Origin of the sequence: Allobosea sp. TAF32, assembly GCF_052113585.1 — a bacterium.
In the GTDB taxonomy this organism is placed as follows: Bacteria; Pseudomonadota; Alphaproteobacteria; order Rhizobiales; family Beijerinckiaceae; genus Allobosea.
In genome coordinates, this window is sequence record NZ_JBFRDM010000001.1 from 772,922 (window position 1) to 785,852 (window position 12,931).

Consider the following 12,931-nt stretch of genomic DNA (forward strand, 5'->3'; position numbering starts at 1 on the left):
TCCGTGCAAAGATGGTCCTTGCAAAGATTGCCGCCGCCGCGGCCCGCAGAGCTTGCGGCGCGCACGCCCGCTCCTCCCCCGGAGCAAGCCAAGCCCTCGCCCCCCCCGTCCTCCCAGCCCTTGCCCCAGACGACAAGCGTAGAACCCCAGGCTTGCCTCGTCAGGATGGCCTCCATTCCCGGAAACAGGTTGGAGTCTGCCGTTTCGAATGTTTCGAAGGCCGACCCCGCCTGCCGCGTGGACGAGCCGGTCCGCCTCCACGCCCTCGCAATCCGGGGCAGCGCATCGGGACAGACGGTGACCTTCGAGCCGGCGCCGCTGATCAGCTGCGCGATGGCATCGGCCGTCGCAGACTGGCTCGACACCAGCATTCAGCCCTTGGCGCGCGGATATTTCAACCTCAGCCTCGCCGCGATGCGTGTCGGCGGCGGGCAGGAATGCCGGCGACGTAATGGAGCCTCCACCGGACCGATCAGCGAGCATGCGAGCGGTCAGGCCTTGGACATCTTCGCCTTCAAACTCGCGGAAGGCGGCACGTCGGAAACAGTCCTGGTCGAGAAGCCCTCCGGCCTTGTCCAGAACCGCTTCCTCGACGCAGTCCGTCAGTCGGCGTGTGGGGCTTTCATGACGGCGCTGGGGCCCGGCTCCGACGCCGCCCATGCCAATCACCTGCACGTCGACATCCAGACGCGACGTTCGCGCACATCACGTTTTTGCCAGTAGGGGAGATCTAGGCGCCAGTGTCGAAGCGCAGCAGGAAGGACCGGGATTCCGGCGTATCATCAATCCCGTCGCCATCGACAAGCCGCGGAGCGGCGCGCCGCGCCGCCATCACAGCCAGCGCCGCGTCGCAATCAAGTCCGGTCGCCAGCAAATCCTCGAGCTCCCAGAATGGCGGAAGAACCGCCTCGGAGGCCTGGTCGTGGATTGTTGGGATTTCTCCCCGCAGACGACTCACGGACATCGACATTCCCATGCCAAGATAACGAGTCAACGCAACAGGCTAGCTTTGGTTCCCTTACGGCGGAACTGTGGGTTTCTTGGGGCGTTTCGATCGGTCCACCGCCAGGAGCATATGCGATGATTACTGGGCATTCCCGATCCAGCCTTGCCCTCGCCGCCTTCGCAGGCCTGGCATGCCTGACCAGCCCGGCATCGGCCCAGCAGCCGACCGGGCCGTCCACCGGGCGGCTATCCTGCACGCTCAGCAGCCCCCCTGCCGCAACGGTGACGACGCAGAAGCCGATGGAGTGCCGCTTCCGCCCCCGGCGGGGGCCGCTCCAGCAATATACCGGCGTCGTCCGCGGCTTCAGCATGGATCTCGCGTCGATTCGCAGCGCGGCAATGGCCTGGCGCGTCTTCGGTCCGTATGCACGCGCGCCGCTCGGCGCGCTGACGGGTCAGTACAGCGCGTCGGGGACGGGCGCCGGAACAAGCGGACATGTCCTGAACGGGGGGGAGAAAAACCAAGTGACCCTGCAGCCGCTGCCGTTCCAGGGCCATCGGGGCATCAATGTCTCGACGGGCGTGACCGCCCTGGAACTGACGCTCGTGCCTCCCGGCAAGCGGCGCTGAAAGACCGACATTCGATAGGGCGGGAACGCGTTCCCACGACCTGATCAAAACCTCTGGGCAGGCGTGATCCCCCGAAGAATTACTTTTCGCTAACCTTGACCTGGCAAAATTGACTCAAAGTCAACGCTTCTACCCCACGATCGAGATAGAAGCAGGAACATCGGCAATCCCCTGACGTTATCGAGACATCATGGGGTTGCAGAGAGAGAAGCCGCCGGTCGATGGCTGATATCCGCGTTCTGATCGTCGAAGATGACCCGTTCATCGCCATGGACATCGAAAGTGCCGTGGCGGAGCAGCTCGGCGCCGAGGCCGAGCTGATCGTGGTCGTGTCCGTAGCCGAAGCGCGCCGCGCCGCGGCACGAAAATTGTCCTGTGCGCTGCTCGACATCGACGTCGTCGACGGCAAGACCTTCGACGTCGCGCGTGCTCTTCAGGAAGCCGGAACACCCTTCGCTTTCGTCTCGGGATCGGCTCCGAGCGATGTTCCCGCCCCTCTGCGCAGCGAACGCTTCCTGCGCAAGCCGTTCTCGATTCACGAGGTGGCCCGTTTCGTCGTGAATGCGATCGGGGCCCGCGACGAGGCTGCCCAAGGCTAGCGCCAAGCGCTCGATCACCGCACAAACTCAACGCATCAAGGCGAAGGCTGCGAGTTCTCCCGCTTCGGAAACGTCAACGTCACACGCGTCCCGGGCCGTTCGTTCCCCGGGCGCAGCGGCTCGGTCGTCATTGTGGCCCGCATGCTGCGCAGCAGGCTCGCGATCACCGTCTGTCCCAGGCCCTTATTCTCGGCTGCGGCGGGCAGACCGACGCCATCGTCCTCGATCGACATGGTGAGGGCCGGCGCGTCCTCAGCGTCTTCGCGTGCGAAGCGGATCATGACTTTCCCGGGCATACCGTCCGGAAAAGCATGCTTGATCGCGTTGGTGACGAGCTCGTTGACGATGACGACGAAGGAGACGGCATCGCGCCCCGGCAGGCGGATCGAATCCATATCGAGATCGATGGTGATCGGGCGACCTTCCGCCGCCTTGCCGATCTCGGCGAGCAGGTCCTCCATATAGGGGCGCGCGTCGATCTCGTCCGTTTCGATATCGAGGCGCAGTCGCCTCTGGCCGGCCGCGATCGCCTGGATGCGTGACTGCGCCTGAGCCAGCGCGGCCTTCACCGCCGGCTCCCGCGTCTGCCGGCTCTGAACGTTGAGCAACGCCGAGACCATAGCCAGGTTGTTGCCGACACGGTGATTGACGTCGCGCAGCAGCGCCTCGATCCGCAGATGTTCGTTCTCGAGCTGCCTGGTCCGTTCGCTGACGATCTTTTCGAGCTCGGCATTGCTGAGCGCCAGCGCCAGGCTGCGGCGCTGGCGCCGGCGCAGCTGCTGCCAGGCGGCGAACGCCAATCCCGCCAGCGCGATGACGATACCCGTGCTGCCCCAGAGCCGGCGGCGCTCCTCCCGGCGATAGAGAGACAGGAGGCGGACGTTCTCCGTCTGCTGGATCTCCCGCACCGTGTCGCGCAGCCGATCCATCGCGTCGTTGCCGGTGGCATCGCGCACGAGGGCCAGCGCCTCATCGCGGCGCCCTGCCCGCTCGAGCACGATCGTGCGGTCGAGCTCCTCGAATTTAAGGCGCATGTCGTCGCGCAGTTTGGCCACCTGCGCCGTCTGGAGCGGATCGGCATCGACGAGGGCGGCGAGGATATCGAGCTCCGGCCCGGCTGCCGCCCGCCCTTCCGTGAAGGGTTCGAGATAGCTCGCCTGGCCCGTGAGGAGATAGCCGCGCTGGCCGGTCTCGGCATCGCGGAGCCGGCCGAGGAAGCGCTCGGCCCGCTCGCGGATCTCAACGGCATGCGCGGCCGAGTCGGCGGCCTCGCGCGCCTGCTGGTTGATCCACGCAGCCACGACGATCGCCACGGCAACCACGCCGATCGCAATGATCGTGGTCGTCGCCGAGCGAAGCCGCGTGCCGAAGGCCGGGAGGGCCGGAAGCGAAAATCGACTGCGTGTGCTCACTTGGGCAGGCATGCCAGCCTTGTTAAAGGACGCATGCTGATATCCCTATGTAAAATGACACAGGCCGTCCACCGCGGCGGCGCCGAACAGGTCTGTGAGGTCACGCCTCGTCCTTGTCCTTGTCGCCGCCGGCAACGATCTGTCGGCCGAGAATGGCGCCGAGCACGACTACGCCACCGGCGACAGCCATGCGCCAGCTCAGCCTCGGACCGATCAGCTTTGCGGCCAATGGCGCTGCAGCGAGCGCCGCCGCGGCGGTCGGGCGCGGCGGCCGGCGCCGGTTCTTGACGAAAAGCCCGATGCCGAAGGCCAGCAGAGCCGCTGCAAACAGCCCTCCCGCGATCCACAGGCTCGCAGCGATCGCGCCGTAGCGAAGCGCCAGCAGCGTGTGCAGGGCGTTCAGCGCGTAGCCGGCCGCGCAGAGCAGCAGCAAGGCGGCAACACCGAACAGGCCGTAAACGGTGACGTTGCGCTTCACCGCCCCGGAAACCTCCGAAGCGATGAAAGATCCGAGCCCCCCCAGCATGGTCAGCGCGCCGACAGATAGCCGACGAACAGTCCGACCGCAGCCGCCAGGCCGAGGGCGCGCAGCGGGCGCTCGCGGATCTCGTCCTCGATCAACCTCTGCAACTCGGTGGCCTGCTCCTTGGCGACATCGACCATCTTGTCGGTGTCGACGCCGACGGCGCGCAGCCGATCCGTCACGGTCGCCGCGATTTCTTCGGCGCTGCGGGTCAAGGTGTCCTCGAGCGCGCTCGCTTGCCGCGTGGCACGGGCACCGGACTGGCGCATCTCGGCCGCAACATCCTCGGCACCCGCCCCGACTTCGGCCTTGGCGCGCTTGGCGGCCGCGGCCGCCTGACGTTTCGCGGATGTCGTTGTTGCCATGGCGATCGGTTCCTGTCGCTTTCCTGAAAGGGGATGGTGCCGGGGCGGCTGCGCCGCCGCAAGAGGCCCCGCCGCTGTCGCAACGCGCCCGGCTGCGGTTCTGTTCCGGCTAGGCCGCCTGGGCTTCCTGCGCCTCCTCGACGTCAGCCTTGGCCTTCTCGCGGCGATAGCGGGCGAATTCCTCCTGCGCCACCATGGCGACGATCACGATCGGCGTCGAGAGTACCGCTCCGATCGGCCCCCAAAGCCAGAGCCAGAAGATGAAGGCGATGAAGACGAGGAAGGGGGAGATCGTCAGCCGATTGCCGACGAAGACCGGCGTCACGGCATTCCCTTCGACGAGATGGAGGGCGTAGTAGGCCGCGGCCGGCCAGAGCGCGGAGAGAAGTGACGGCGCATCCAGGAGCGCGCCCGCCAGCAGCAGAACGGCGACGATCGCCGGACCGATGAAGGCGAGATAGTTGAGCAGGAAGGCGAGCGCACCCCAGAAAACCGGGAAAGGCAACCCTGCCAGCCAGGCAATGGCCATGGTCAGCACGCCCATCCCGAGATTGATCACTGTCACCAAAGCGAAGTAGCGCGCCACCCGGGTCTCGATCTCCTCGAAGAATGAGCCGGCGGATCGGCGCGCACCGCGGCCGAGGCAGAGCCTGAGGATCCGGGCCTTGAGGTGACGCCGTGTCGCCAGCCAGAAATAGACGGTGGCGACAAAGATCAGCATGCCGCCTGCCGCCGCCGAGGACGTCAGGGCGATATCGAAGAGCGGGTTGCCCTGGGAGACGCTGAGCTCGGCGCCCTTGCCCGTCATCGCGGCGATGCCGCGCTTGAACTCGTCCATGAAGGCGAAGACGCCTGCGAGCTTGGTCTGGAGGGCCGCCATCATCGCGGGGGCCTGATCGCTCCAGCCTGCGACCGGCACGGCAAGGATCGCGACCGCTCCGAGCAGCAGGCCAATGAAGAACAGAACCACGAGCGCCGATGCCGCCTGCTGCGGCACGCCATAGCGAACGAGCCCGTCGACCAGCGGGCCGAGCACCAGCCCGAAGATGACGCCTGCCATGACCGGCATGGCGATGACCTTGGTCAGCGCGAGCGAGGCCGTCGCCAGGATGACGAAGATGCCGACAATGGCGTAGCGGACGATGAGATCATGCTCGTAAGCCGTGACCTCCGCGCTTTCCTCCACCGGTTCCGGTTCCGCAATGTAGCGCGGAAACGGCCGCCAGGCCGATGAGCTGAGCATGTTCCTGCTTCCAACGCGTTAGAGCGCGCGCCCCCTGGCGCGTCGGAAGCGTCAACGCGGGACGGATCGGCCCGGTTCCCGGCGGCTCAGTGCGCCTCGTCCCAGTTGTCGGCGGCGCGGGCCTCGACGGCGAGGGGCACCCTGAGCTGCACGGCCGGGTGCGGGGCGTCGACCATCACCTTCTCGATGATCGGCAGGGTCCTTGCGACCTCCTCCTCCGGCACCTCGAAGACGAGTTCGTCATGGACCTGCAACAGCATCCGAGCATTGAGCCGGTTGGCGGCCAGAGCATTGTCCATGCGGGTCATCGCCCGGCGGATGATGTCGGCGGCCGAGCCCTGGATCGGGGCGTTGATCGCCTGGCGCTCGACGAAGGCGCGCTCCGACGGGTTCTTCGAGGAAACCGCCGGGAAATGGCAGACCCGGCCAAAGATCGTCGTGACCTGGCCGTGGGCGCGCACATGGGTCTTGGTCTGGTCCATGTAGTCGCGGATGCCGGGGAAGCGCTCGAAATATTTGCGGATATAGGCGCTCGCCTCCTCGCGGCCGATGCCGAGCTGGTTGGCGAGGCCGAAGGCCGAGATGCCGTAGATGATGCCGAAATTGATCGCCTTGGCGCGGCGGCGCACCTCGCTCGGCATGCCCTGCACGGGCACGCCGAACATTTCGGAGGCCGTCATCGCGTGGATGTCGATGCCATCCGCGAAGGCCTGCCGGAGCTGCGGAATCTCGGCGATATGGGCGAGCAGGCGCAATTCGATCTGGCTGTAGTCGGCCGAGACGAGCTTATAGCCCTTCTCGGGCACGAAGGCCGTTCTGATCTTGCGGCCCGCTTCCGTGCGGATCGGGATGTTCTGCAGATTGGGCTCGGAGGAGGAGAGCCGGCCCGTCGTCGTCGCCGCCAGCGCATAGGAGGTGTGGACCCGGCTGGTCTGCGGGTTCACATAGCCCGGCAGCGAATCCGTATAGGTCGATTTAAGCTTGGCGAGCTGGCGCCACTCCAGAATCTTGGAGGGCAGCGCGTGGCCCTGCTCGGCGAGGTCCTCCAGCACGCCGGCGCCCGTCGCCCATTGGCCGGTCGCGGTCTTCTTGGCGCCTGCCAGCCCCATCTTGCCGAACAGGATGTCACCAAGCTGCTTGGGACTGCCGATGGTGAACTTCTCGCCGGCAAGCTCGTAGATCTCGTCCTCGAGCCGCGCCAGCCCCTGCGCGAAATCGCCTGAGAGGCGCGACAGGATCTGCCGGTCGATGGCGATGCCGCGCGTTTCCATGGCGGCGAGCACGGCGACCATCGGCCGCTCCAGCACCTCGTAGACCGCGGTCTTCTTCTCGGCGGCCAGCCGCGGCTTCAGCGCGAGCCAGAGGCGCAGCGTGACATCGGCATCCTCGGCGGCATAGTCGGTCGCCTTGTCGAGCGGCACCTTGTCAAAGGTCACCTGCGATTTGCCGCTGCCGGCCACCTGTGCATAGGGGATCGTCTCGTGGCCGAGATGCAGCTCCGAGAGCTTGTCCATGCCGTGGCTGTTGGTGCCGGCATCGAGCGCATAGGAAATCAGCATCGTGTCCTCGATCGGGGACACGGAGAGCCCGTGGCGCTCCAGCACCAGTAGATCGTATTTCAGATTCTGGCCGATCTTGAGCACGCCCTTGTCGGCAAGCAGGGGCTTCAAGGCCGCGACGGCTTGCGCCAGCGGGATCTGCTCCGGCAGCAAGCCCTCGTCGAAGAGGCCGCCATCCCCGGCACGGTGCTGAAGTGGGATGTAGCAGGCGCGGCCGGGAGCAACCGCCAGCGAGATGCCGACGAGATCGGCCTGCATCGCGTCGAGCGAATTCGTCTCGGTATCGAGAGCGACATGGCCGGCCTCATAGGCCCAGCCGATCCAGCGTTCGAGATCGGCGAGCGTGCGCAGGCATTCGTATTTGGAGCGGTCGATCTTGGCCGCGATCGCCTCGTTCTTGCGGGACGCGGCCAGATCGGCTGGCTTCATCCAGCCGGCCTCGCCACCGCTGGCCTCCAGCGCAGTCGCAGCCGGCGACGGCGCAGCGGGGCCGGTGGCAGAGACGGCGTCCTCTATGGCATCGGCGCCGGCATAGAGCGCCTTGAGCTCGGCCGCGCGCGAGCCGCCCGGCGCCAGCGCGGGATCGGGGTCGATCGCGCCGACATCGGCCTCATAGGCCTCGGCGACGCGCTTGGTGATGGTGGTGAATTCCATCGCCTTGAGGAAGGCGACGAGCTTCGCCGGGTCCGGCTGTTCGAGCGTCAGGTGTTCCAGCGGCGTCTCGACCTTCACATCGTCGACCAGCGTGACGAGCTTGTGCGAGATGCGGACCTTCTCGATCACTTCCGGATTGGTCAGCGTCTCCCGGCGCTTCGGCTGCTTGATCTCGCCGGCCCGCGCCAGCAGGGTTTCGAGATCGCCATATTCCCCGATGAGCTGCGCGGCCGTCTTGATGCCGATGCCCGGCGCGCCCGGCACATTGTCGGTGGCATCGCCCGCGAGCGCCTGCACATGCGTGACCTTATCCGGCGTGACACCGAAATACTCGACCACCTCCGGCTCGCCGATGCGGCGCTCGGCCCGGAAGCCGGCACCCTTCTTCTGGTCGCCGGAGGCGGGGTCGTACATCGCGACACCCGGCCCAACGAGCTGCATCAGGTCCTTGTCGGCGGAAACGATCAGCACCTCGGCACCGGCCTCGCGGGCCTGACGGGCATAGGTCGCGATCAGGTCGTCGGCCTCGTAGACATCCTGCTCGACCGGGATGAGACCGAAGGCGCGGACCGCCTCGCGCATCAGCGGGAATTGCGGGATGAGATCGGCCGGCGGCTCGGAGCGGTTGCCCTTATAGGCGGGGTAGATCGCCTTGCGGAACGAGTTCTCCGACTTGTCGAAGACGATGGCGAGATGAGTCGGCCTGACGCCGAGCACGCCTTCACGCACGAACTGGAAGAGCTTGGTGGCAAAGAGCCGGACCGCGCCGGAGGGCAGACCGTCCGAGCGGGCGTTGTATTTCCGGTCCTGGTTGATCGACTGGAAATAGGCCCGGAAGATGAAGTTCGAGCCGTCGACCAGAAAGAGGTGGTCGCCGGGCTTCAGGGCGGGGGCGGTCGTGGCTGCATCGCTCATGGCGCGGACCATAAGCGGGCGCAGGCAGCGGGTCCATTGCGATGGCGGCGCGACGTGCAAGAAGCTGTCAGGAATGGCGGCGCCCAAGCCGTCATGCTCGGGCTTGACCCCAACATCTCCTTCACCGGTGCACGCTTGTTCCGTCATTCTCGGGTCCGCGCGATGCGCGGCCCGAGAATGACGGCAAGCTACTTCACGATCGCATCGATCTCCGCCAATTCCTCGGCGCTCAGCGCCCAGTCGGCCGCTTTGACGTTGGCCGCGACCTGCTCGGGCTTGGTCGCGCCGGCGATGACGCTGGAGACGACCGGCTGCGCGGCGAGCCAGGAGAAGGCGAGCTCGACGAGGCTGTGGCCGCGCGCCTCGGCGAAGGCAGTCAAACCCTCGATCCTGCGCCAGTTATCCTCGCTGAAGATCTCGCCGGCACGCTGCGGCAGCTTGGTCAGGCGTGCGCCTTCCGGCATCGCCGCGCCGCGCTTGTACTTGCCGGTCAGTGCGCCATTGGCGAGCGGGAAATAGGGCAGGAGCCCCATGCCATAATGGGCAATGGCCGGGATCAGGTCCCTTTCGGCGCCACGCTTCAGCAGGCTGTACTCGTCCTGCGCCGAGGCGAAGCCGGGAATGCCGAGATCGCGCGCCGTCCATTGCGCATCGGCAACCTGCCAGGCGACGACGTTCGAGCAGCCGACATAGCGGACCTTGCCCTGGCGGATGAGGTCCTCGAGCGCGCGCAGCGTCTCCTCGATCGGGGTCAGCGGATCGGGCCGGTGGAGCTGGTAGAGATCGATCCAGTCGGTCTTGAGGCGGCGCAGCGAATCCTCGACGGCTTTCATGATGTAGCCGCGCGAACCGCCCTTCTTCACGCCCTCGGCATCCATCTCCATGCCGAACTTGGTCGCCAGCACAATCTGCTTGCGCCTTGCGCCGAGCACCTCGCCCAGCGCCGTCTCCGAGCCGCCGCGCTCACCGTAGACGTCGGCGGTGTCGAACAGGGTGATGCCGTGCTCGATCGCAGCATCGACCACCTTGCGGGTCGCGTCGAGATCGATGCGCCCGCCGAAATTGTTGCAGCCGAGCCCGACGAGCGAGACGCGCAGGCCCGAGCGGCCGAGATTGCGGAATTGCATGGCAGTGATCCTCCTCCGGAAGGCGCACACAGGATCAGAGCCGGGACAGGCCGACAAGCGCAGCCGCCGTTACCCAGGCACTGCGCCGCGCGCAGAACGGAGACTTCCATGCCGACCCGCCTCCGGTTTCCCGTGGGGCATTTGACCCAGCGCAAGGCGCAGGCACAATGATCCGGCAAACGTGTGCCGGACATTGCCCAACAACCGGAGATTTCGATGGCCCCGTCGATCAAGAGCGTCTTCACCGCCTATACCGAGGAAGGTCTGGGCGAGCACGACACCGCGTTGGGCTATGCCCTGTCGCTCGCCGAGCAGGCCGGCGCGCATCTGTCGATCCAGGCGGCGGCGATGCGCTACGCCGTTCCGGCCTCGTTCGTCGGAGACTTTGGCGCCAGCTTCGTCAACGTCGAGAACCGCCGCATCAGCGCGCTCGCCGAGCGCTTCGCCGAGCACGCCAAGACCAGCGCCGGCCTCGCGGGCGTAACCAGCACCATCGAGACGCCACAACTGGTCTATGCCGAGCTCGCCGACCGGCTCGTCAGCGAAGCCCGCGTCCACGACCTTACCGTGCTCGATGTCGAGAAGGACGCGGCAGAGCGCGACCGGGGCCTGATCGAAGCCGCCCTGTTCGACAGCGGCCGGCCAGTGATCATCGTGCCGCCAGGTGCCGAAGCCTTTGCCGCCAAGCGCATCCTGATCGCCTGGGACGGCAGTGCGGGCGCCGCGCGCGCGGTCGCAGAAGTCCGGCCGTTCCTGAAAGGTGCCGAGGTCGAGATTCTCTCCGTCACCGGCGAGAAGGATCTGTCGCGCTTCGTCGCGGGAACGGAGCTGGCGCCGCATCTGGCGCGCCACGGCGCGTCCGTGACCGTTCGGAACGTCGCGGTGAGCGGAAAGAACGATGTGGCCGAGACGATCCGGCAGGCGGCAGCGGATTTCCGCGCCGATCTGATCGTCTGCGGCGCCTACAAGCATTCGCGACTGCGCGAATGGCTGCTCGGCGGTGTCACGCAGTCGCTGCTGAAGTCCACGCCGCTGCCGCTCTTGATGAGCCGCTGAACCGGGCCGAAATGAAAAGGGCCGCCAATATGGCGGCCCAATTCCTCAAGCCACTTCGGCCTTCTGCTTCTGCGAGCGCTTGCGCTCGTTCGGATCGAGGATCGCCTTGCGCAGGCGGATCGACTTCGGCGTGACCTCGACGAGCTCGTCGTCGTCGATCCAGGCCAGCGAACGCTCCAGCGTCATGCGGATCGGCGGCGTCAGGCGGACCGCCTCATCCTTCGACGTCGTGCGGATGTTGGTGAGCTTCTTGCCCTTGAGCACGTTCACCTCGAGATCGTTCTCGCGGGTGTGCTCGCCGACGATCATGCCCTGATAGACCTTCCAGCCGGGCTCGATCATCATCGGGCCGCGATCCTCGAGGTTCCACAGCGCGTAGGCGACAGCCTCGCCGGTCTCCATCGCGATCAGCACGCCGTTGCGGCGCCCGCCGATCTCGCCCTTATAGGGCAGGTAGTCGTGGAACAGCCGGTTCATGATCGCGGTGCCGCGCGTGTCGGTCAGCAGTTCGCCCTGGTAGCCGATCAGGCCACGGGTCGGGGCGTGGAACACGAGACGCAGGCGATTGCCGCCCGACGGGCGCATCTCCAGCATGTCGGCCTTGCGCTCCGACATCTTCTGCACGACGACGCCGGAATGCTCCTCGTCGACGTCGATCACGACCTCTTCGATCGGCTCGAGCAGCTGGCCGTCCTCGCCACGCTTCAGCACCACGCGGGGACGCGAGACGCCGAGCTCGAAGCCCTCGCGGCGCATCGTCTCGATCAGGATCGCGAGCTGCAATTCACCGCGGCCGGAGACGATGTAGCTGTCCTTGTCGGAGGCTTCCTCGATCTTCAGCGCCACGTTGCCCTCGGCCTCCTTGAACAGGCGGTCGCGGATGACGCGGGTCGTGACCTTATCGCCCTCGGTGCCGGCGAGCGGGGAATCGTTGACCATGAAGGTCATCGACACCGTCGGCGGATCGATCGGCTGCGCCTTGATCGGGGTCTCGACCGAGGGGTCGCAGAAGGTATCGGCGACGGAACCCTTCACCAGGCCCGCGATCGAGACGATGTCGCCGGCGACGGCCTCCTCGATCGGCTGGCGCTCCAGCCCGCGGAAGGCGAGGATCTTCGAGATGCGGCCGGTCTCGACGACCGAGCCGTCGCCGGAGAGCACCTTGACGGTCTGGTTCGGCTTCGCCGTGCCCGAGGTCACGCGGCCGGTGATGATGCGGCCGAGATAGGGGTTGGCCTCCAGCAGCGTGCCGATCATGCGGAACGGGCCTTCCTCGACGGTCGGCTCCGGCACATGGGAGAGGATGAGGTCGTACATCGGCGCGAGGCCGTTGTCCTGCGGGCCCTCCGGCGAATGGGCCATCCAGCCCTGCTTGCCCGAACCGTAGAGGATCGGGAAGTCGAGCTGCTCGTCGGTGGCGTCGAGCGCGGCGAAGAGATCGAAGACCTCGTTGATGACTTCGGTGACGCGGGCGTCGGGCTTGTCGACCTTGTTGATCGCCACGATCGGGCGAAGGCCGAGCTTCAGCGCCTTCGAGACCACGAACTTGGTCTGCGGCATCGGGCCTTCGGCCGCATCGACCAGCACGATGGCGGAGTCGACCATGTTCAGGATGCGCTCGACCTCGCCGCCGAAATCGGCGTGGCCGGGCGTGTCGACGATGTTGATGCGCGTATCCTTCCAGACAACCGAGGTCGCCTTGGCCAGGATGGTGATGCCGCGCTCCTTCTCCAGGTCGTTCGAATCCATCACGCGCTCGATGACGCGCTGATTGTCGCGATAGGTGCCGGACTGCTGCAGCAGCTTGTCGACGAGCGTGGTTTTGCCGTGGTCGACGTGCGCGATGATGGCGATGTTGCGCATGGACATGCGGATAGGGCCTTGCTTTCAAGGCCACGAGCCG

The 12,931-nt window shown here is 66.5% G+C and carries 12 protein-coding genes; 4 read left to right on the plus strand and 8 right to left on the minus strand.

The genetic code is table 11. The features are described 5' to 3' along the window. Nucleotides 1-165 precede the first annotated feature (165 nt). A complete protein-coding gene (locus AB4Z16_RS03530; protein WP_441509927.1) occupies nucleotides 166-723 on the plus strand; it encodes an extensin-like domain-containing protein in 558 nt (185 codons plus the stop codon). A gap of 7 nt (nucleotides 724-730) precedes the next feature. On the opposite strand, the gene AB4Z16_RS03535 is transcribed toward AB4Z16_RS03530, so the two are convergent. Continuing rightward, nucleotides 731-964 (minus strand): hypothetical protein, encoded by a 234-nt coding sequence (locus AB4Z16_RS03535; RefSeq protein WP_441509928.1) that lies wholly within the window; start codon nucleotides 962-964, stop codon nucleotides 731-733. Nucleotides 965-1,080: 116 nt separating this feature from the next. On the opposite strand from AB4Z16_RS03535, the gene AB4Z16_RS03540 reads away from it, so the two are divergent. Both AB4Z16_RS03540 and AB4Z16_RS03545 read left to right on the plus strand, forming a co-directional pair. Further along, complete coding sequence (locus AB4Z16_RS03540; RefSeq protein WP_441509929.1) at nucleotides 1,081-1,575, plus strand: DUF992 domain-containing protein; 495 nt, start codon at nucleotides 1,081-1,083, stop codon at nucleotides 1,573-1,575. Between the two features lie 221 nt (nucleotides 1,576-1,796). Further along, complete coding sequence (locus AB4Z16_RS03545; protein ID WP_441509930.1) at nucleotides 1,797-2,174, plus strand: response regulator; 378 nt, start codon at nucleotides 1,797-1,799, stop codon at nucleotides 2,172-2,174. Between the two features lie 35 nt (nucleotides 2,175-2,209). Here the strand turns inward: AB4Z16_RS03545 and AB4Z16_RS03550 are convergent, their stop codons facing one another. The 6 genes from AB4Z16_RS03550 to AB4Z16_RS03575 form a co-directional block, all read right to left on the minus strand. Continuing rightward, entirely contained in the window at nucleotides 2,210-3,598 is a 1,389-nt protein-coding gene (locus AB4Z16_RS03550; RefSeq protein ID WP_441509931.1) for a sensor histidine kinase, read from the minus strand. An 88-nt stretch (nucleotides 3,599-3,686) separates the two neighbouring features. Further along, entirely contained in the window at nucleotides 3,687-4,112 is a 426-nt protein-coding gene (locus AB4Z16_RS03555; RefSeq protein ID WP_441509932.1) for a hypothetical protein, read from the minus strand. Nucleotides 4,113-4,114: 2 nt separating this feature from the next. Beyond that, nucleotides 4,115-4,474, minus strand: a complete 360-nt coding sequence (locus AB4Z16_RS03560; RefSeq protein WP_441509933.1) for a glycine zipper domain-containing protein — start codon at nucleotides 4,472-4,474, stop codon at nucleotides 4,115-4,117. Between the two features lie 109 nt (nucleotides 4,475-4,583). Continuing rightward, nucleotides 4,584-5,717: an AI-2E family transporter gene (locus tag AB4Z16_RS03565; RefSeq protein WP_441509934.1), complete on the minus strand. Its 1,134-nt coding sequence runs from the start codon at nucleotides 5,715-5,717 to the stop codon at nucleotides 4,584-4,586. 86 nt (nucleotides 5,718-5,803) lie between these two features. Next, nucleotides 5,804-8,845 (minus strand): DNA polymerase I, encoded by a 3,042-nt coding sequence (gene polA, locus AB4Z16_RS03570; RefSeq protein ID WP_441509935.1) that lies wholly within the window; start codon nucleotides 8,843-8,845, stop codon nucleotides 5,804-5,806. 188 nt (nucleotides 8,846-9,033) lie between these two features. Next, the gene (locus AB4Z16_RS03575; RefSeq protein ID WP_441509936.1) at nucleotides 9,034-9,972 is read right to left on the minus strand and encodes an aldo/keto reductase; all 939 of its coding nucleotides are present in this window, start codon (nucleotides 9,970-9,972) and stop codon (nucleotides 9,034-9,036) included. Between the two features lie 216 nt (nucleotides 9,973-10,188). On the opposite strand from AB4Z16_RS03575, the gene AB4Z16_RS03580 reads away from it, so the two are divergent. Beyond that, complete coding sequence (locus AB4Z16_RS03580; protein WP_441509937.1) at nucleotides 10,189-11,028, plus strand: universal stress protein; 840 nt, start codon at nucleotides 10,189-10,191, stop codon at nucleotides 11,026-11,028. 45 nt (nucleotides 11,029-11,073) lie between these two features. Here AB4Z16_RS03580 and typA read toward each other — a convergent pair whose 3' ends face one another. Next, nucleotides 11,074-12,897: a translational GTPase TypA gene (gene typA / locus AB4Z16_RS03585; protein ID WP_441509938.1), complete on the minus strand. Its 1,824-nt coding sequence runs from the start codon at nucleotides 12,895-12,897 to the stop codon at nucleotides 11,074-11,076. Between the last annotated feature and the right edge of the window lie 34 nt (nucleotides 12,898-12,931).